Below are 18,668 nucleotides of genomic sequence, written 5' to 3'. Positions count from 1 at the left end.
TGTATACCTGTCAGATGTATACAGTCGTAGACATAGGAGAGTCATGGACATCGAGTTATCGGCAAAGCCATCTGTGTTCCTGGTATCCGGCGCATCCCGCGGGCTGGGCCGCTCGATCGTCGAGGCCGCGTTGGGCGCGGGGCACCGCGTCGTCGCCGGCGTCCGCTCCACCACCGCCCTGTCCGATCTGGCCGCTCAGGAGCCGGACCGTCTCGCCGTCGTCCAACTCGATGTGACCGACGACGAACAAGTGCGCGCCGCCGTAGCCACCGCGGTCGAGCGGTTCGGCGGACTCGACGTGTTGGTCAACAACGCCGGCTACGCGAACATGGCCGCGATCGAAGACTCCGACTTCGACGACTTTCGTGCCCAGATCGACGCCAACTTCTTCGGCGTCGTAAGGCTCACGCAAGCCGCACTACCCGTCATGCGTGCCCAGCGCGCCGGCCACATCGTGCAGATCTCTTCGGTCGGCGGGCGACTCGTGCGGGCCGGCTTGGGCGCCTACCAGTCGGCCAAGTGGGCAGTCACCGGCTTCTCCGGTGTGCTCGCACAGGAAGTCGCACCACTCGGAATCACGGTCACCGTCCTGGAACCCGGTGGCATGCGCACCGATTGGGCCGGGTCGTCGATGCGGGTCGCCGAGGTCCGCGCCGAATACGCCGACACCGTCGGTACGTCGATCGCCCAGAGCACTCCGGAGAACCTCGGCGCCAGCGATCCGGCCAAGGTGGCCGAACTGGTGCTCACCATCGCCGAGATGCCTGATCCTCCAGAGCGATTGCTCGTCGGACCCGATGCCTACCGCTACGCCACCGCTGCCGGACGCGACCTGCTCGCCGACGACGAGAAGTGGGAGGCCCTCAGCCTGTCCACCGCAGCCGATGACGTCACCACCGCTCAGGTCGACCCGCTGGGAGCCGTCAAATGACGACAACGAATCACAGCCCGGCCTTCGGGGCGGCGACCGTCACCCTCGGACACTCCGATTTGACGGTGCACCCAATCGGCTTGGGCTGCATGGGAATGTCACAGTTCTACGGGCCCGCCGACGACAACAAGTCAATGGCGACCATTCGCGCTGCACTCGAACTCGGGGTCGACTTCCTCGACACCTCCGACGTCTATGGCGCTTCCGACATCACTTTCGGTGTGCCGATCCGCGGCTTCGGCCACAACGAACAACTGATCGGCGAAGCGATCGCCGGGCACCGGGACGAGATCGTACTGGCGACCAAGTTTGCGGCGAAGATCAACGACACCGAGGACGGGATCGCGATCGACGGCCGGCCGGAGTATGTGCGGACTGCATGTGAGGCCAGCCTGCGACGCTTGCGCACCGACGTCATCGACCTGTACTACTGCCATCGCCTCGATCCGGACGTGCCGATCGAGGAAACCGTCGGAGCGATGGCCGAACTCGTCGCGGCGGGCAAAGTCCGTGCCATCGGGCTCAGTGAAGTCGGGCCCGACCAGATCCGCCGCGCCCACGCCACCCACCCGATCTCTGCACTGCAATCCGAGTACTCGCTGTGGGAGCGACGCGTCGAGGACGGCATCACATCGACGTGCCGGGAGTTGGGCATCACCCTGGTTCCCTACAGCCCGCTGGGCCGCTCGGCGCTCACCGGTTCCCTGAAATCCGGCAGCACCTTCGCCGCGGACGACTTCCGCGCCACCAACCCGAGGTTCTCTGCCGAGAATCTCGCCGTCAACCTCGAGCCCGTCGAGCAACTTCAGGCGTTGGCAGCAGAGAAGGGTTGCAGCCCAGGACAGCTCGCGTTGGCATGGTTGCTGGCGCAGCCGCTCGATGTGGTGCCGATCCCCGGCACCAAGCGAATCCCGTTCGTTCGGGAGAACATCGCCGCCACCGATGTTGCGATCAGTGCAGACGAGGTGGCACTGCTGGCCGAAATCTTCGCACCGGGGCGCATCACCGGCGAGCGCTACGCCCCGGTTCACGCCCGGACAGTCCGGTGAACTCGTTACTTCGGATTGCCGTCCTCGTCCCAGTTCTCGGCGACTTTCTTGCTCGGCTGCACCCGCGGCGGCTCACCGGGCATCTTGGGATAGCTCGGCGGGTACGGCAGGTCACCGAGACCGCGTTCCTCGTCGGCGGCTACCAGGTCCAACAGGGGCTGTAGCGACTGCTTCTTCTTGTCGATGTCCGCCCAGGGATCCTCGCGTCCGGCAAGGAAATCCGGCACGGTGGCGATCGTGTAGTCGTCGGGGTTGGCGGTGCGCAGTTCGTCCCAGGACAACGGGGTCGAGACCGTCGCGATCGGGGTCTTGCGGGCCGAATACGGCGAGGCAAACGTGCGGTCGCGGGCATTCTGGTTGTAGTCGATGAACAGCCGCTCGCCACGCTCTTCCTTCCACCACGACGTGGTCACCGCATCGGGGGCCCGCCGTTCCACCTCACGGGCCAACGCGATTCCGGCGCGGCGCACCGCGATGAAATCCCAGTCGGTCTTGATCCGCAGGAAGATGTGCACGCCGCGACCGCCCGAGGTTTTGGGATAGCCGACCAGGCCCAGCTCGTCGAGCAGCGGCTTGAGCACATCGCAGGCCACCGCGGCGGCCTCGGCGAATCCGGTGCCCGGTTGCGGGTCGAGGTCGATGCGCAACTCGTCGGGATGCTCGGTGTCCGGGCAGCGAACCTGCCACGGGTGCAACGTGATCGTGCCCATCTGCGCGGCCCACGCGATCGACGCCGGATGGGTCACCTTGAGGGCGTCGGCGGTGCGTCCGGAGGGGAAGGTGACGACGCAGGTCTCCAGGTATTCGGGATGCTTCTGCGGCACCCGCTTCTGGTAGATCTCCTCCCCCTCGATGCCGTCGGGGAACCGCTGCAGATGCGTGGGCCGGTCTCTGAGCAGCGTGACCATACGGTCGGCGACGGACAGGTAGTACTCCATCAGCTTGCCCTTGGTGCCGTCCTTGCCGAGCTTCGGGTAGTACACCTTGTCCGGGTTGGTGAACCGGACCTTGATTCCGTCGACATCGAGTTCGGTTGCGGGGGTTGCCATCTCAACTATCTCCCTCGAGGACGTCGTTCAGGTCGTAGTTCAGCGGCACATCGAGCTGGTCGAATGTGCAACTCGACGGTTCCCGGTCCGGGCGCCAGCGCATGAATTTCACCGCATGCCGGAAGCGGCGACCGTTCTCGGTGTTGCCCTCCATCTGGTCATACGCCACCTCGCAGACGCGCTCCGGGCGCACCGGGATCCAGCGCTTGTCGGCGGCCGAGTTCCAGCGGCTGGGGTCACCCTCGCGGACTTCGTCACCCTCCCGCAGCGGCTCCAGGTCGGCCAGCAGCTTGATCCGGTCCTTGACGCTGAACGAGGCTGCGCCACCGACCATCTGCAGCTCGCCATCAGATCGGTAGAGGCCCAGCAGGATCGAGCCGACGCCCTCCCCGCTCTTGTGGATGCGGTAACCGATGGCCACGCAGTCGGCGTCGCGGTGATGCTTGACCTTCACCATCTCCCGCTTGCCCGGCAGGTAGGGGCCGTCGAGCTTCTTGGCGATCACCCCGTCGAGCCCGGCTCCCTCGAAGGTCTGCAACCACTGCGCGCCGAGTTCGGGATCCGTGGTGGTCCGCGTGACATGGCACCACTTCTTGGACTCGACGCCCTCGATCAGCGCCTCCCGGCGCACCCGGAACGGCTCGGCGAGCAGCGACCGGTCACCGGTGGCCAGCGCATCGAATCCGATGAAGTGTGCCGGGGTCTGTTCGGCGAGCATCCGCACCCTCGATTCGGCGGGGTGGATGCGCTGCGACAACGACTCCCAGTCCAGGCGGACCCGGCCGTCGATCTCGCGGGGCACCACCACCTCACCATCGAGGACACAACGGTCGGCGAGTTCGTCACGCAGCGCGTCGAGTAGTTCGGGGAAGTAGCGCCCGAGTTCCTTTCCGCTGCGCGACTGCAACACCACCTCGTCGCCGTCCCGGAAGGCCAGTGCGCGGAAGCCGTCCCATTTCGGCTCGTATGACCACGCCCCGGCCTCGTCGGGCACCTTCGCCTGGGCTTTGGCGAGCATCGGTTCGATCGGCGGCACTACGGGTAGGTCCACGGGCTCCATCCTGGTTCATCGGGGCGTCACGGATCTAGACCGCCGCGCCGCGGCGAACTCATCGCGCGGACACCGGCGGCGGGTGGGACCAGCCGTGCTCTGCTTGACGCATACCCGATGAGGCCGCCTGAAACCCAGTACTCCCGCTCTTGTCTCGCGGCTCGGCCGGACTGTGTCGCGCATACTGAGTAGCCACAATCCACCCAATCCACACCAGGTCCGGATCCATGCTGCTACCCGTGATGCCGCCCGTCTCACCGATGCTGGCCAAGCCCGCAACGGCGATCCCACCGGACGCGTCCTACGAACCGAAGTGGGACGGCTTCCGGGCGTTGGTGTTCCGCGACGGCGACGAGGTCGAGTTGGGCAGCCGTAACGAGCGGCCGATGACCCGCTACTTCCCCGAACTGGTCGAGGCCGCGAAAGCCGAGCTGCCGCCGCGGTGCGTCGTCGACGGCGAGATCGTCCTGCCGACCGACAAAGGCCTGGACTTCGAGGCACTCCAACTGCGTCTGCACCCCGCGGCTTCCCGGGTGCGTCTGTTGGCCGAACAGACCCCGGCCAGCTTCATCGCCTTCGACCTGCTTGCCCTCGGAGACGACGACCTCACCGGCCGACCGTTCAGTGAACGCCGCGCCGCTCTGGTCGGCGCGCTGGGTTCCGGCCCCGTCTTTCATGTCACCCCGGCCACCACCGACATGGCGACCGCGCGGCGCTGGTTCGGCGAATTCGAGGGGGCCGGGCTCGACGGACTGATCGCCAAACCCCTGACGCTCACCTATCAGCCCGACAAACGGGTCATGGTGAAGATCAAGCACCAGCGGACCGCCGACTGCGTGGTCGCCGGCTATCGGCTCCACAAGTCGGGGCCGGATGCGATCGGGTCGCTGCTGCTGGGGCTCTACACCGATGACGGCGAGCTGGCATCCGTCGGCGTCATCGGCGCCTTCCCGATGGCGCGACGCCGGGCCCTGTTCACCGAATTGCAGCCCCTGGTCACCAGTTTCGAGAACCATCCATGGAACTGGGCCGCCCAGGTGGCCGCCGACCCGGACCTCGCGCTTAGGTACGGCGGCGGCTCACGTTGGAACGCCGGCAAGGACCTGTCCTTCGTGCCGTTGCGGCCCGAACGCGTCGTCGAGGTCCGTTATGACCACATGGAGGGTAGGCGCTTCCGGCACACCGCCCAGTTCAACCGCTGGCGGCCCGACCGGGACCCACGCTCGTGCACCTACGCCCAACTGGAACAGCCGGTCACCTTCGGGCTCAACGACATCGTCCCGGGCCTGCTCTCCAGCTAGTAATGGTCCGCCGGCTGCAGCCAGGTGGCGAGATTACGCACGTAATCCTTGAACACGCCCAGACGGGACGGGTCGGCCCCGATCTGCCGGCCGGGCCGGTCGGTGACGAACGAAGGCGCCCCATGCGCCAGATCCCAGTTGTAGTCGGCGAAGTGGTGGAAGGTCGACTCGGCAACGGCCCGCCCCATCGGTCTGCCCTCCGGCGTGCGCTCACCGTCGAGTGCCACCGCGAGATTGAACTGTCGGCCGGTCGCGGTGCTGCGGCCCTGAGCCACCACCGTCGCGAACGGCACGCCGGCCGAGACCGCACCCTCATGGGGGTGCGCCGGGAACCACTCGATGCGACCGGTGACGGTCCGGGACGTGCGTAGCAGCTGGTGCACCGGCTCCCCGGCGAGCACCGGCTGGTAGTCGCCGTTGGCGCCCGAGTGATAGTTGGGCCAAGAGATGTCGGGATTGTCCTGGTCGTCGCACCGCGTCAGCGGGTCCAAGCTGGCGTCGTGGAACTCGTTGACCTGCCCCAACGAGCCCAGTCCCTTCAGGCAGCTGCCCAGGTTCTGATGATCACGGGCGGTGAGCACCCCGCCTCCGAGTCCGCGGAACCGGCCGATCGCCGCGCATTCTTCGGGTGTCAGACCGTTGCCGACGTCGACGGCCATCAACCACAGTTGATCGAACCCGAGCTCGTCGAGATGGCTGAGCACCGGGTCCTGCCCGGCATGTTCGGTGCGGTTACGGGCCAGCACCTCGTGGCCGTCCGCGCGCAGCTCAGCCGCCAGCATCGAGAATCGACTGACATCCCAGTCGTCGGGATTCTCGGTGATCGTGGTCTGCAACAAAATTGTCGCCATTTGGTGAGCTTCGTTGTTGGAAGGACCCTTGGGACCCTTGAAAACCCGTGGTCTTGGAGCGAGTGTGGTTCAGCTACTCCACGACACGGTGCGCAGCTGCCGGCGTGACCGGACACCGAGCTTGACGAAGACCTTGCGCAGGTGCCATTCGACGGTGTGGGTGCTGATGAACAACTGTGCGCCGATCTCCTGATTGGTCAGCCCGTCACGGGCCAAACCGGCGATCTGCGCCTCCTGGGCGGTCAGCACGTCGCCCGAGGCCATCGGCTGTTTGCGCACCTTCTCACCGGTGGCGGTCAGCTCACGCCGGGCCCGCTCGGCGAACCCGGTGGCGCCCATCTTGGTGAACATCTCGTAGGCGGTGTTGAGATGCTCACGGGCACTGGTGCGTTGCTTCTGGCGACGTAGCCATTCCCCGTAGCGGAGATGGGTCCGCGCCAGCTGCACCCCGATCCGAGTGCGACTGAGCCGCTCGACGGACTCTTTGAACAGCACGTCGGCCTCGGTGTCGTCGGCGACGACAGCCCGGGCCGCGGCCAATACGCCCAGCCCCCAATCGGTTCCGCTGGACTCCGTACATCTTTCCAACCGCCGCACTGCGTCCTCGGCGACATCCCGCTCGCCGACCCGCATGGCGGCCTCGACCAGTTCGATCAGGGTCCAGCAGTAGAACCCGACGTCGTGGAATTCGCACGTCTGTTTGGCAGCTGTCAGGGCCTCCTCGTAGCGACCCAAGCCGTTGTAGAGCACTGCGGCGGCGTAGCCCGCCGCCCCGAGCAGTCGGCCCTCGCCCTTGGCGGTCCCCTCGGCCATACCAGCCTCGATGAGGTCGCCGGCCTCGGTGAGATCGCCGCGCCAGGCCGCCAATTCCACCTTGTGGTACTTCATCGGACGGTGACCGATCGCCTCCGAGATGGAGTCGGCCTCCTCCATAAGCCTTGCAGCTGTGACGAATTCACCTTTATGTGTCTGGACACCGGCGTGGTAGGCGATCGCCGGCGGAAGGATGGCCAACGCGCCGGTGGCGCGGGCGTAGCCGATCATGTCGGTGGCCAGCCGGTCGACCAGCTCGTCGTCCCAGATCTCATGGGCAGCGGATTCGTGCACGATCGGGAAGGCCAATGCCAACCAACGAAACGCCCGGCCGTCGTGGCGCCGGGTGTGCTCACTCCACAGCTCCAGCGCGGTGCGCAGAGGCTCGACCGCCGCGGGCAGTCCATCGGTGATCAGGTTCGCCATGCCGATGAGGAGTAGATCGATGGGCCCAGACGGTGCCTCGACCTTTTCGACCGCGGCGCGCGCTGCTTCGGCGGCCACGACGAGGGCCTCCGGTTGACTGCGCGAAGCAAACATCGCGGCGGCCAGCGCCTCCATGTAGGTCTCGCGCGCCAACTCGTCGTCGAGATTCTCCAACCGCTTGGCGGCGTCGAGCAGCAATCCGGCCGCATGCCGGACCGGTGGCGCACCCGGCAGTCCACCCCGGCTGCGGGTGAACTCCATCTGCGCCCGCAGCCTGCCCACCTGTGCCCGCTGGAGCTCGGTCAGCGGATTCAGTTCAGCCAGGGACAGCAGCTCATAGGCGGATTCAGGGGCAGCCGCCTCACGTTTGGCCTCGGCGGCCGCGATCGCCCGGGAGCTGCGCAGGGCCGGATCGGCCGACAGGATCGCCGCCCGCTCGAGGAAAGTCGCCGCGGCGGCGATCCCGCCCCGGCTCTGCGCCCGCCAGGCCGAGGCTTCCAGTTCGGCTGCCACTGCGTCGTCGGGACCGGCCGCGGCGTTTGCCGCATGCCAGGCCCGGCGGTCGGGATCGAGCTCGGGATCAGTGGCAACAGACAAGGCGCGGTGCACTTCCCGGCGGTCGGCCACGTCCGCCGCCCGATAGGCCGCCGACCGGACCAACGGGTGGTGAAACCGCATGCGGGGGCCGAACTCGATCACCCCGGCAGCCTCGGCCGGCGCCAGCGCATCCATGCCGATCCCCAAGTACCCCGCGGCACGGGAGAACACCACCGGATCACCGACCGGATCCGCCGCCGCGAGCAGTGCCAACCGACGAGTGTCCGCAGGCAGCGATTGGATTCGGCGGACGAAGCCCTCCTCCACCTGCCCGACGGATGGCCGCGTGCCCACGATCCAAAAGCCGCCGGCGCGCTCCGCGGCCGAGACATTTCGCGGCACTTCCAACAGCGCCAGCGGATTACCGCGGCTTTCGGCGATGAGCCGGTCACGGACCCGCTCATCGAGCCGCCCCAGAACCACCGAGTCCAGCAGGTCCCTGGCATCACTGTCCGAAAGCCCTTCGAGCCGCAGCTCGGGCAGGTCGGGCAGGATGTCCACGGCGGCGCCGGTGTGACTGTCCCGGACGGCGAACACCATGACGACCGGCTCCGCCAACAATCGCCGCGCAACGAAACCCAGGGTCTGTACCGACACCTGATCGAGCCACTGAGCATCGTCGATCACACACAGCAGCGGCTTCCGGTCAGCCGCGGCAGCCAACAGACTGAGCACCGCCAGACCGACCAGAAAACGGTCAGGCACCGGGCCGACGCCACGACCGAAAGCCACCGAGAGCGCGTCGCGCTGCGGCTCGGGGAGCTTGTCGAGATGATCCAGCAGCGGTGCACACAGGTGGTGCAATCCGGCGAAGGCAAGTTCCATGTCGGATTCGACCCCGGCCACCTGGGTCACCCGGAACCCCGGCGCGTGTTCGACGACGTAGTCCAGCAGGGCGGTCTTCCCGACTCCCGCCTCGCCGCGCACCACCAGCACCGCGCTGCCGCCCGAACGGCCACCCGAGACCAGGGTTCGAAGGGCCGCGCATTCGCTGACGCGTCCACGTAGAGACGGGACTGCGCCCATAATCGCCATCACACCACCGAGTCCGAATTTTGCCGAAACTTTATCAAGGCAGGCCAGGCCCGGCCTCCCCGGCAAGGTGCCTCCCGGGCCGGCTGCTGAACTAGCCGAACCGCAGTGCCGGTGTGGGCAGCGATTCGACTCCACGGTGCGCGAATTGCGTCCAGCGAGTGCGCATTTCGGCGGAAAGCTGGTTGTCGATCGCACGCTGCGGGCCGAGCATGGGGGCATCCGCCCAGGACCGCGGTGAGCCGAACAGGAACGGCAACTCCATGCAGTGGCAGGCGCCCAGCGGCGCGCCGGCCGGTATCCAGTCGAAACGATAAGTACCGACCCGGCCGCCGTGGGATCGCCAGGCCTGCGCCAAACGCTCGGCGGGGCCCGAGAACGCCTGCTTCGTGACCGCCTTCGAACCGGCCCGGACGGCGAGCCGGCCGAGGGCAGGCACCCGGTTGAGTCTGGCCACCCGCGGATCCATCGCGACGAACGGCGCGGCGTCGTCCTTGGTGTAGCCGATCAGCAGCTCGATGCGGCGCGCGGCAGCGGCGATGGCCCCGGGCACGTCTGCGGGTGCCGGCAGCGGGCCCCGGCCGAGCCGCGGCGCGAACGCCAGACCGCCCAGCAGACCGAAGCCCTGTGCGGCGGCAACGGCGGCAGCTTCTGCGGCAAGCAGCTTTTCCACGCTGGCCTCGGCCGGGTCGGCTCCGGCGAGCGAGCCGGCCATCGCCGCGCCCATGGCATGAGCCATGTCGTCGCGCCCCTCGTCCAGCTCCAGCGGGGCGCTCTGCAGGATCGCGCGGTGGAACAACCCGGCCGCCTCCTCGCACAGCATCAGCGACATGACCGAATGCGCACCCGCGGACTGACCGAACGCGGTGACATTGGCAGCGTCCCCGCCGAACGCCGCGATGTTGTCCTGCACCCAGCGCAGCGCCAGGATCTGGTCGCGCAGTCCGAGGTTGTCCGCGCCGGCCCCGGGCGGCGACAGGTAGCCGAAGATGCCGAGCCGGTAGCTCACGTTGACCACCACCACGTTGCCCGCACGGACCAAGGCACCGGGGTCGTACTTGGCAGACTCACCGCTGCCTGCGACGTACGCACCGCCGTGAAACCACACCATGACGGGTAACCGGTGCGCATCGGCCGGAGCCGTGACGGTCAGCACGAGACAGTTCTCGTTCATCGACAAGCCCGCGAGTGCGTCGCCGGTCACCCAGCCCAGACGCGACGGCCGCTGCGGGCAGGCCGGACCCGGTTGCGTCGCGTCGCGAACCCCCGACCAGGCCGCGGGCGGTTCGGACACGGCGAACCGCTTCGCGGTGCCGTAGCGCACGCCGCGTGCGCGGACCAGTCCGTCCTCGCGTTCAACCTGGATGGTGCCGCCGGTGATGTGTCGCTCGCGCACGAGGCCAACGCTAGCGTTTACCGCCGCCCGCAGCCGGGCATGCCAACAGCATGTCTGTAACCGCATTTCAGGATCTGCCGCTGGCCGACCGGGACCGGGAGTGGGACGGCGATGCCGCCGACAAACGGGTCCGCAAGTGGGCCGGTGCAGAGGACGAACCCAACGAGAAATACCGCGACGCGCACGTCTGGTACGACAAGGAGGCGAAGGACAACTTCACCGGCTACAAGTTGCTGATCGCCGACGTCGTCGGTGGCAAGCTGGAGGTCGTACCTCGCGGCGTGATGGCTGCCGGCGGGATCATGGACGGCGCCCGCGGCGGCGTCGACCTCCCGAAGGACGACATCGGCCGAGTGAAAAGCCACCTCGCGAAGTACTACGAGAAGATGGGCGAGACAGCGCCCTGGGACCGCGATTAGCTAGATTGCGGGCGTGAGCCCAACCCCCGCCGGGCGGTTCGCGCCGAGCCCGTCGGCCGACCTGCACATCGGCAACCTGCGCACCGCGGTGCTGGCCTGGTTGTTCGCCCGGTCCACCGGGCGGCGGTTCCTGCTGCGCGTCGAGGATCTCGACGACCGCACTTTTCCCGAGATCGGACAAAGCCAGGTGGCCGACCTGGCCGCGATCGGACTGACCTGGGACGAACCGGTGCAGTGGCAGACGGCCCACGAGGAACGCTACGACGCGGTGATCGGGGGCCTGTTCGACCGTGGGCTGCTGTACGAATGCTATTGCAGCCGAAGGGATATCGCCCAGGCGCCGCGAGCCCCGCACGCCCCCGAAGGGGCGTATCCGGGCACCTGCCGAGACCTCAGCGACGCCGAACGCGCCGAACGTCGCGCCGAGACCGGACGCCCACCTGCGCTGCGCCTGCGCACGGACACCTTCGTCGGCACCGTCACCGACCTGCTGCACGGCAGCTACACCGGAATCATCGACGACTTCGTGGTGCGCCGCGGTGACGGGGTGCCCGCCTACAACCTCGCCGTCGTGGTCGACGATGCCGCAGGCGGCGTCGACCAGGTGGTGCGCGGCGACGACCTGTTGAGTTCGTCTCCACGGCAGGCCTATCTGGCGCGGCTGCTCGGGTACCCGGAGCCGGTCTACGCCCATGTCCCGCTGGTGCTCAACGAGGACGGTGCCCGGCTGGCAAAACGCGACGGAGCGGTCACCCTGGCCGAGATCGGCGTCGAGCGGGCACTGGAGCAGATCAGTGCGTCGCTGGGGTGGCCGCCGCTCGACGTCGACGGCATGCTCGACCGGTTCGACCCGACCGCTCTGCCGCGGCATCCGTGGATATATCAGCCGGGCTGAGCAGAAGCCTGCCGAATAGGGCGTGCCCCTGTTAGCGTCCGGCCGTGCGCTCCCGACGAATTCCGCTGCTGGGCCTCCTGCTGATCGTCGCGGTGATGCTGGCCGCCTGCGGCGGGAAAGCCGGCAAGACCGATGAACCGCTGAAATCGTCCGGCGTGCTGCGCGTGGGCACCGAAGGCGTGTACTCCCCCTTCAGCTACCACGACACCGGCACCGGACAACTCGTCGGCTACGACGTCGACGTCGCTCGCGCGGTCGGCGACAAACTCGGCGTCAGAGTGGAATTCGTCGAAACGCCGTGGGATTCGATCTTCGCCGCACTGGAGGCCAACCGGTTCGACGTGGTGGCCAACGAGGTGACGATCACGCCGGAACGTCAGGCCAAATACGACCTGTCCCAGCCTTACTCGATCGGCGAGGGCGTCATCGTCACCCGCGCCGACGACAACTCGATCAAGTCGCTGGCGGATCTGAAGGGCAAGGTCGCCGCCGAGAACGCCACCAGCAACTGGTCGGAGATCGCCCGCAAGGCCGGGGCGCGCGTGGAAGCGGTCGAAGGGTTCACCCAGGCCATCAAGCTCCTCAACCAGGGCCGCGTCGACGTCGTGGTCAACGACAGCATCGCCGTCTACGCGTATCTGGCCGAGACCAACGACACGTCGGTGAAGATCGCGGGCACCGTCGGCGAGAAGAGCGAACAGGGCTTCGCCGCACGCAAGGACAGCGGCCTGCTGCCCGAACTCAACACCGCACTCGACGAGTTGCGGGCCGACGGCACGCTGGCCACCATCTCGCAGAAGTACCTCAAGGCCAACGCGTCCGGGGCGCCCGAAGGCGGCGCGCCTGCGCCCCGCTCCACCTGGCAGTTGATCGCCGACAACTTGTGGCCGCTGGCCAAAGCGGCTCTGACGATGACCATTCCGCTGACGATCATCAGCTTCGCCATCGGGCTCGTCATCGCGCTGGCGGTGGCGCTGGCCCGGCTGTCGCCGAATGTGGTGCTGAGCAACATCGCCCGGTTCTACATTTCGATCATCCGCGGCACCCCACTGCTGGTGCAGTTGTTCATCGTGTTCTTCGCCCTTCCTGAGTTCGGGGTGAAGATCGACCCGTTCCCTGCCGCAGTGATCGCGTTCAGCCTCAACGTCGGCGGCTATGCGGCCGAGATCATCCGCTCGGCGATCCAGAGCATCCCGAAGGGGCAGTGGGAAGCCGCCGAGACGATCGGGCTGAACTACACCGGCACGCTGCGGCGCATCGTCCTGCCCCAGGCCACCCGGGTCGCGGTCCCGCCGTTGTCGAACACGTTGATCTCCCTGGTCAAAGACACCTCGCTGGCGTCGACGATTCTGGTCACCGAACTGCTGCGGCAGGCCCAGATCATCGCGGCGCCCACGTTCGAGTTCTTCGCTCTCTACGGCACGGCCGCGATCTACTACTGGGTGATCTGCCTGGTGCTGTCGTTCGGCCAGAGTCGCCTGGAACGCCGACTGGAAAGGCACGTTGCGCGATGACCACAGAAGGCGAAGACCGAATCGTCGCCACCGACGTGCACAAGGCGTTCGGCGACTTCCAGGTGCTCAAGGGTGTGTCGTTCACCGTGCCGCGCGGCACTGCGACCACCGTCATCGGTCCGTCGGGTTCCGGTAAGACCACGCTGTTGCGCACGCTGAACGCCCTCGATGTCGCGGACTCCGGGGTGATCCGGGTCGGCGACACCGAACTCGACTTCTCCAAGCCGGTACCCAAGGACCAGCTACGCCGCTACCGGGCGCAGAGCGGCTTTGTGTTCCAGTCCCACAACCTGTTTCCGCACAAGACCGTCCTTCAGAACGTCACCGAGGGCCCGCTGATCGTGCAGAAGCGCCCGCGTCAGGAGGTGCTGGCCGAGGCGACCGAGCTGCTGGGCCAGGTGGGGCTGGCCGACCAGCGCGACAAGTACCCGTATCAGCTCTCGGGCGGCCAGCAGCAGCGCGTCGGCATCGCCCGGGCGCTCGCGTTGAAACCCAAAGTGGTGCTGTTCGACGAACCGACCTCGGCACTGGACCCCGAGCTGGTCGGCGAGGTGCTCGCGGTGATCCGGGACCTGGCCGTCGAAGGGTGGACGCTGGTGATCGTCACGCACGAAATCCAGTTCGCCCGGCAGGTTTCCGATCAGGTGCTGTTCACCGACCGCGGCGTGATCCTCGAACAGGGCCCGCCTGCCGCGGTGATCGGCGACCCCAAGGAAGAGCGCACCCGCCAGTTCCTGCAGCGGATCCTCAACCCGCTGTAGCCTTTCGCGTGGTGGCCACCGCCCACGCGGAGAGGGACCGCAGGTGGTCCAGCACCTCGTCGTCGGGATGACCGACCGGATCGTCGAGGTGTATCCGGGCGAGTTCCTCGATGGCCGACAACAGAATTCGCACCGTGGTGGCATCCGGGTCGATATCCACCCCTGCCGCGAGCGAAAGCGGACGGACCGCGACCTTCCTGGCGTAGGCGCGACCCAGTTCGATGCGCTCTCGCAGCGCCGGAGGAGCGCCGTCGGGTGGTCGCAGGATGATGCGCCAACTCGCGGGTGCCGCATGCAGGTAGGCCAGAATGCCCCTGCCCAACTGCTCCGGATCGAGGTCGGGTCGGTCTACGGAGCCCATTCCCGCGAACGCGACCGCCGACTCACGGTCCAGCAGCGCGGTGGTCAGACCCGCCAGATCGGTGAACTGCTGGTAGACAACCGTTCTGGTGACGCCTGTCCGGCTCGCAACCTGCTCGATGGTCAATGCGGGGTAGCCGTCCTCGGCCACGATGTCACGGGCCGCGTCGAGCAGCTGCGCCCTGCGCTCGGCGCCGCTGAGCCGGCGTCGCGTCATTGCCGGAGTTCCAGCAACAGGTCCACGGCCTTCGCGGCGCTCTGCACAGCGCTCTCCATGGTCGCCGACCAGTCGGTGGCGGTCCAGTCGCCGGCGAGCACCAACGAGGGAACCGAGGTCCGTTGCGACGGGCGAAGCGCGTCGGTTCCCACCACCTGTGAAAAGGTCGCCTTGGGCATCTTGACCACCTGAGCCTGAACCACGTTCGCCTCCCGCGCCGCCGGGTAGTACCGGCGCAGCAGCGCCAGCTGCTCGTCGACGATCTCGTCGTTGCTCTTGTGGATCTGCTCGTAGGCGCCACTGGTGGTCAGGCAGTACAGCCAGGCCCGTTCGGTGTTGCGGCCGTGCATGATCTGGCGGTCGAATACCTCGTCGATCACCCCGGTTCCGCCGATCAACCCCTCGAACGCCGATTCGGTACCCAACGGCCGGTCCAGATACAGGTTGGTGCTGACGATCGGGGTGTAGCCGAGTTTGTCTGCCGCGGCATAGATCTCGGGATGCTCGGGCAGATCGTCGAGTAGTCCGCCGATGTTCGAGTTGGGCACTGCGCAGACGACGGCGTCAGCGGGGATCTCCGTGCCGTCGGACAGCGTGACGCCGGTGACCCTGCCCTCGTCGATCACGATCTTTCGGGCCACCGAGCGGTACCGCACGTCGACCCCACGCTCCTCGAAGACCCTCAACGCCCCGGCGATGTAGAGCGTGTCGAGATCCACCGTGGGGTAGCCGATGGTGACCGGGGTGCGGTGTTTGACCCCGAGCCGGAAACCGGTGGCCATCACGTTGGCGAACACCTTGGCGGACTCGCGGTCAACCGGCTCGGCCGCAATACCCAGGGCCAACCAGTCCCACAGGGCTTCCCGCGCCGGAGCCGGCATGCCGACCCGCTCGAACCATTGCTCCGTGGTGAGGTCGGCCAGGTCGGCAGGCTGATGCAGGGCCTGCCAACCCAACCGCACGGTCGCACGGGCCGCACGCAGCCGGTCGCCCCAGCTCGCGTCGGGATGGACCCCGAGCAGGGTGCGTATCGCACCGACGCCGGTGGTCTGCATGGTGACCTTGCGCCCGTCGGGCCAGCGCAGCGTCGAGCTTTTCGGAAACTCGATGAACTGCCTGGTACCCACACTGGTGAGATAGCGCCACAGGTGCTCATATCCACTGGCGACCACGTGCTGGCCGTTGTCAGGTGTGTCGTCGGCGCTTTCGGCGCGCATGGCGTGGGTGCGACCGCCGAGTTGACCTCGACGTTCCAACAGGGTGACGTTCTTTCCGGCTTCGCTCAGCCACACCGCGGCGGCCAGTCCGGCCAGTCCACCGCCGATCACCACGTAGCGTCCACTCACGTCGCAGCCCCTCCGCCGATCAACTTACAAAATGTAAGTTAGACGCTGCGGCGCGTGGGCGCTACCCGACGGGCGAGCGTCCCTGGGCCGCGCGCTGCGCAGCCGCCAGCATCGCGTCGCGGAACTGCGGGTGTGCGATAGCCGCCAACGCCTCGCCGCGCTCACGAACCGTCCGGCCCTCCAATTCGGCTGCCCCGTACTCGGTGACGATCACGTCGACCTGATGCCGTGGCGTCGTGATCACAGCGCCGGGACCGAACCACGGCACGATCCGCGACTGGAGCACTCCGTCCTTCTCGAACGTCGAGGGCAGGCAGATCAACGAGCGGTCCGACAGCTCAAGCCCCGCACCGGCCACGAAATCCTCGGCGCCGCCGACCCCGCTGAACTGGTCGCCGGCAATGGTGTCGGCGACGACCTGGCCTTGGACGTCGACTCCGAGCGCGCCGTTGATCGTGACCATGTCGTTGTTGGCGCCGATCACCTCCGGCGCATTGACGATCTCGACGGGGAGGAACGCGACATCGGAGTTGGCGTCCAGCCACGCATAGAGCTCGGTCGAGCCGAACGCGAAGGTCGTCACGCTCACCCCGTCGTACAGTCCTTTGCCCACGTTGGTGACCTTGCCGGCCCGGTGCAACTGCATGCACCCATCGGTGAACATCTCGCTGTGCAGCCCGTAATCGCCCCCGTCGCCTTCGGCGAGCAGAGCGGCGATCTGGCTGGGAATCGAGCCGATGCCCGTCTGCAGCGTCGCACCGGACGGGATGTAGGCGACCGCGTGCCTCGCGATCGCTCTGTCGACGTCGGAGGGTGACGCCGAGGGAAGCGCGAGCGGTGCATCGGTCGAGTGCACGAGGACGTCGATCTCGTCGACGTGCAGCGCATGTCGATACCCTTCGAGCCCGAATGTCCGCGGGTAGGCGTCAGACGCCTCGACGACGAGCAACCGCTGCGGATCGGCGCCGGCGCGGCGTAATTCGCCCACCGTGGCACCGGCATGTAGCGACAGGGAGCACCAGCCATCCTCGTCGGGCGCTGCCGCCACGGTCGTCATCACGCGCGGCGCCTGACGCTCGAGCAGCGGAGCGAACCGGCGGAAATCCGCGGGCGCGAATTCCACGTCGGCGCCCATATCCCGCAACATCCGCTCGAACGGACCGAAGAAGCCGGACAGGTAACGGACACCGGAGCGGTTGAACAGTTCGGTCCCGACTCCGAGCAGTGCGCCGTAGACACGTAGGTCCGTCCAATCCGTGCGCTCTCCGAGTGCACGGAGGAACGCCGGCGGCTGGCCGGGCCCCAGCGGGATCCCGAGCGTGTCGGCGGTCGCCAGACGCGTGGCGGCCTGTTCGGCGGTGAGCTCTTCCGGCATGGCGCCACTCTCCCACACCGCATGGTCCGATTTCCGCCAGCACGCTGACCTGGGCGCCCATAGCGTCACCGGCATGACATCGCAGCCCCAAATGACCCGAAACACCGTGTGGTTCATGGCGATTGCCGCCGCCCTCGGCACTGCCGCGATCTATCCGCTCCAACCGGCGGTCTCCGATGTCGCCGACAGCCTTGACATCTCGGTCGCCCACGTCGGCGTCGCGCTGGCGTGCGGCCCGGTCGGCTATCTGTTGGGGCTCGCGCTGCTGGTACCGCTCGTCGATCGGTTTCCACCGAGATACGTCCTCGGCGCACAGTTCGGCGCCTTGGCCGCAGCCTTGGCGGCCAACGCCGCGGCCGGCACGATGTGGTTGCTGGCGCTCACCATCACGCTGATCGGTGCCTGTTCCACGGTCGGTGCGCAGTTGAGTTCGATCACCGCGCGCTTCGTCCCGGCGGGGCGCCGGGCCACCGCGCTGGGCATAGTCACGGCGGGCATTTCGGCCGGGATCATCGGAGGCCGCATCGCCGGCGGCTGGCTGGCCGACGTATCGGGATGGCGCGGCGCCCTGCTCGTGTTCGCCGTCGCATCGGCCATCGCCGCACTTGTCGCCGTACGGATGCTGCCTGCCACCGCCGGTTCCACCACGAGCGGCATCATGGCGACGCTTCGCGCCCTGCCCGGCCTGTACGTTCGGTTCCCGAAGCTGCGCATCGCCGCGGTGCGCGGTGCGCTCTGGTTCTTCGCCTTCTGCGCGGTATGGGCCGGCCTCGCCGTTGCGCTGGCACAACCGCCCTACTCGTATTCAGCGGAACGGATCGGCCTGTACGCCCTTGCCGGCCTCCTGGGCATCGCCGCGACGCGCATCGCCGGCACGTGGACCGATCGCGTGGGCCCGCGTCGAGTGATGCTGGTCGGCCTGGTCGTCGCGGCCCTCGGTGCGATCACCCTCGCTGTGTGCCTGGCGAACACGGCGGCCACGCTCGTCGGTCTGGCCGTGTTCGACGCCGGACTCTTCGCGGCCCAAGTTGCCAATCAGAGCACGGTTTTGGCGATCGACGCCGCCGCACCCGCGCGCTTCAACAGCGCCTACATGGTGGTGTACTTCGTGGGCGGCAGCCTCGGTACCGCCTTCGGCGCGGCCGCGGTCGGGTGGATGGGATGGCCTGCGACCGCAGCTGTAACTGCCGCGGCAATCGTTGTCGCCATGGTCCTCAGCGCCACCGACCGTCACGCTAGAGTGGCTGCCGTCGCCGAATGCCACGCCAGCGTGACAAAGTGAGGG

At 67.6% G+C, this 18,668-nt stretch carries 16 protein-coding genes; 8 read left to right on the top strand and 8 right to left on the bottom strand.

The genetic code is table 11. The annotated features are described in order from the left end of the window. Nucleotides 1-43 precede the first annotated feature (43 nt). Nucleotides 44-931: an SDR family NAD(P)-dependent oxidoreductase gene (locus AC4LGL_RS18950; RefSeq protein WP_491840130.1), complete on the top strand. Its 888-nt coding sequence runs from the start codon at nucleotides 44-46 to the stop codon at nucleotides 929-931. After that, on the top strand, nucleotides 928-1,980 hold the full coding sequence (locus tag AC4LGL_RS18945; protein WP_491840129.1) for an aldo/keto reductase: 1,053 nt from the start codon (nucleotides 928-930) through the stop codon (nucleotides 1,978-1,980). The genes AC4LGL_RS18950 and AC4LGL_RS18945 overlap by 4 nt, the downstream gene beginning before the upstream one ends. A gap of 5 nt (nucleotides 1,981-1,985) precedes the next feature. On the opposite strand, the gene ligD is transcribed toward AC4LGL_RS18945, so the two are convergent. Together ligD and AC4LGL_RS18935 are read right to left on the bottom strand one after the other, a co-directional pair. Further along, on the bottom strand, nucleotides 1,986-3,029 hold the full coding sequence (gene ligD, locus AC4LGL_RS18940; RefSeq protein ID WP_491840128.1) for a non-homologous end-joining DNA ligase: 1,044 nt from the start codon (nucleotides 3,027-3,029) through the stop codon (nucleotides 1,986-1,988). Between the two features lies 1 nt (nucleotide 3,030). Continuing rightward, complete coding sequence (locus AC4LGL_RS18935) at nucleotides 3,031-4,089, bottom strand: ATP-dependent DNA ligase (RefSeq protein WP_491840127.1); 1,059 nt, start codon at nucleotides 4,087-4,089, stop codon at nucleotides 3,031-3,033. Nucleotides 4,090-4,307: 218 nt separating this feature from the next. Between AC4LGL_RS18935 and AC4LGL_RS18930 the strand changes: the two genes are divergently transcribed. Continuing rightward, nucleotides 4,308-5,381, top strand: coding sequence for an ATP-dependent DNA ligase (locus AC4LGL_RS18930; protein ID WP_491840126.1), 1,074 nt, complete (start codon nucleotides 4,308-4,310; stop codon nucleotides 5,379-5,381). On the opposite strand, the gene AC4LGL_RS18925 is transcribed toward AC4LGL_RS18930, so the two are convergent. The 3 genes from AC4LGL_RS18925 to AC4LGL_RS18915 all read right to left on the bottom strand — a co-directional run bounded on the left by AC4LGL_RS18925 (nucleotide 5,378) and on the right by AC4LGL_RS18915 (nucleotide 10,496). Then, nucleotides 5,378-6,232, bottom strand: a complete 855-nt coding sequence (locus AC4LGL_RS18925) for a hypothetical protein (RefSeq protein ID WP_491840125.1) — start codon at nucleotides 6,230-6,232, stop codon at nucleotides 5,378-5,380. The genes AC4LGL_RS18930 and AC4LGL_RS18925 overlap by 4 nt on opposite strands. 69 nt (nucleotides 6,233-6,301) lie before the next feature. After that, on the bottom strand, nucleotides 6,302-9,103 hold the full coding sequence (locus AC4LGL_RS18920) for a helix-turn-helix transcriptional regulator (RefSeq protein ID WP_491840124.1): 2,802 nt from the start codon (nucleotides 9,101-9,103) through the stop codon (nucleotides 6,302-6,304). Nucleotides 9,104-9,194: 91 nt separating this feature from the next. Continuing rightward, a complete protein-coding gene (locus AC4LGL_RS18915; RefSeq protein WP_491840123.1) occupies nucleotides 9,195-10,496 on the bottom strand; it encodes a carboxylesterase family protein in 1,302 nt (433 codons plus the stop codon). A gap of 50 nt (nucleotides 10,497-10,546) precedes the next feature. On the opposite strand from AC4LGL_RS18915, the gene AC4LGL_RS18910 reads away from it, so the two are divergent. The 4 genes from AC4LGL_RS18910 (at nucleotide 10,547) to AC4LGL_RS18895 (ending at nucleotide 14,085) form a co-directional block, all read left to right on the top strand. Further along, nucleotides 10,547-10,915: a hypothetical protein gene (locus tag AC4LGL_RS18910; protein WP_491840122.1), complete on the top strand. Its 369-nt coding sequence runs from the start codon at nucleotides 10,547-10,549 to the stop codon at nucleotides 10,913-10,915. 13 nt (nucleotides 10,916-10,928) lie between these two features. Next, complete coding sequence (gene gluQRS, locus AC4LGL_RS18905; protein WP_491840121.1) at nucleotides 10,929-11,810, top strand: tRNA glutamyl-Q(34) synthetase GluQRS; 882 nt, start codon at nucleotides 10,929-10,931, stop codon at nucleotides 11,808-11,810. A gap of 95 nt (nucleotides 11,811-11,905) precedes the next feature. Continuing rightward, the gene (locus tag AC4LGL_RS18900; protein ID WP_491840256.1) at nucleotides 11,906-13,324 is read left to right on the top strand and encodes an ABC transporter permease subunit; all 1,419 of its coding nucleotides are present in this window, start codon (nucleotides 11,906-11,908) and stop codon (nucleotides 13,322-13,324) included. Continuing rightward, nucleotides 13,321-14,085: an amino acid ABC transporter ATP-binding protein gene (locus tag AC4LGL_RS18895; RefSeq protein WP_491840120.1), complete on the top strand. Its 765-nt coding sequence runs from the start codon at nucleotides 13,321-13,323 to the stop codon at nucleotides 14,083-14,085. The genes AC4LGL_RS18900 and AC4LGL_RS18895 overlap by 4 nt, the downstream gene beginning before the upstream one ends. Here AC4LGL_RS18895 and AC4LGL_RS18890 read toward each other — a convergent pair. The 3 genes from AC4LGL_RS18890 to AC4LGL_RS18880 form a co-directional block, all read right to left on the bottom strand. Then, nucleotides 14,072-14,662, bottom strand: a complete 591-nt coding sequence (locus tag AC4LGL_RS18890; RefSeq protein ID WP_491840119.1) for a TetR/AcrR family transcriptional regulator — start codon at nucleotides 14,660-14,662, stop codon at nucleotides 14,072-14,074. The genes AC4LGL_RS18895 and AC4LGL_RS18890 overlap by 14 nt on opposite strands. Further along, the gene (hpnE, locus tag AC4LGL_RS18885) at nucleotides 14,659-16,008 is read right to left on the bottom strand and encodes a hydroxysqualene dehydroxylase HpnE (protein ID WP_491840118.1); all 1,350 of its coding nucleotides are present in this window, start codon (nucleotides 16,006-16,008) and stop codon (nucleotides 14,659-14,661) included. The genes AC4LGL_RS18890 and hpnE overlap by 4 nt, the downstream gene beginning before the upstream one ends. A 61-nt stretch (nucleotides 16,009-16,069) precedes the next feature. Continuing rightward, nucleotides 16,070-17,383, bottom strand: coding sequence for an acetyl-CoA hydrolase/transferase family protein (locus tag AC4LGL_RS18880; protein ID WP_491840117.1), 1,314 nt, complete (start codon nucleotides 17,381-17,383; stop codon nucleotides 16,070-16,072). 73 nt (nucleotides 17,384-17,456) lie between these two features. Here AC4LGL_RS18880 and AC4LGL_RS18875 point away from each other — a divergent pair, with 73 nt between their 5' ends. Further along, nucleotides 17,457-18,665 (top strand): MFS transporter, encoded by a 1,209-nt coding sequence (locus tag AC4LGL_RS18875; RefSeq protein ID WP_491840116.1) that lies wholly within the window; start codon nucleotides 17,457-17,459, stop codon nucleotides 18,663-18,665. Nucleotides 18,666-18,668 lie beyond the last annotated feature (3 nt).

Source organism: Mycolicibacterium arcueilense, assembly GCF_058536225.1.
The sequence above is the reverse complement of the archived record's forward strand: the minus strand, read 5'-3'. Positions and strand labels throughout refer to the sequence as shown.

Coding starts and splice junctions, on each gene's coding strand:
- AC4LGL_RS18925 (WP_491840125.1), bottom strand. CDS start 6,232: ATGGCGACAATTTTGTTGCAGACCACGATCACCGAGAATCCCGACGAC.
- AC4LGL_RS18895 (WP_491840120.1), top strand. CDS start 13,321: ATGACCACAGAAGGCGAAGACCGAATCGTCGCCACCGACGTGCACAAG.
- AC4LGL_RS18900 (WP_491840256.1), top strand. CDS start 11,906: ATGCTGGCCGCCTGCGGCGGGAAAGCCGGCAAGACCGATGAACCGCTG.
- AC4LGL_RS18875 (WP_491840116.1), top strand. CDS start 17,457: ATGACATCGCAGCCCCAAATGACCCGAAACACCGTGTGGTTCATGGCG.
- AC4LGL_RS18920 (WP_491840124.1), bottom strand. CDS start 9,103: ATGGCGATTATGGGCGCAGTCCCGTCTCTACGTGGACGCGTCAGCGAA.
- AC4LGL_RS18950 (WP_491840130.1), top strand. CDS start 44: ATGGACATCGAGTTATCGGCAAAGCCATCTGTGTTCCTGGTATCCGGC.
- ligD (WP_491840128.1), bottom strand. CDS start 3,029: ATGGCAACCCCCGCAACCGAACTCGATGTCGACGGAATCAAGGTCCGG.
- AC4LGL_RS18890 (WP_491840119.1), bottom strand. CDS start 14,662: ATGACGCGACGCCGGCTCAGCGGCGCCGAGCGCAGGGCGCAGCTGCTC.
- AC4LGL_RS18880 (WP_491840117.1), bottom strand. CDS start 17,383: ATGCCGGAAGAGCTCACCGCCGAACAGGCCGCCACGCGTCTGGCGACC.
- AC4LGL_RS18945 (WP_491840129.1), top strand. CDS start 928: ATGACGACAACGAATCACAGCCCGGCCTTCGGGGCGGCGACCGTCACC.
- AC4LGL_RS18935 (WP_491840127.1), bottom strand. CDS start 4,089: ATGGAGCCCGTGGACCTACCCGTAGTGCCGCCGATCGAACCGATGCTC.
- AC4LGL_RS18910 (WP_491840122.1), top strand. CDS start 10,547: ATGTCTGTAACCGCATTTCAGGATCTGCCGCTGGCCGACCGGGACCGG.
- AC4LGL_RS18930 (WP_491840126.1), top strand. CDS start 4,308: ATGCTGCTACCCGTGATGCCGCCCGTCTCACCGATGCTGGCCAAGCCC.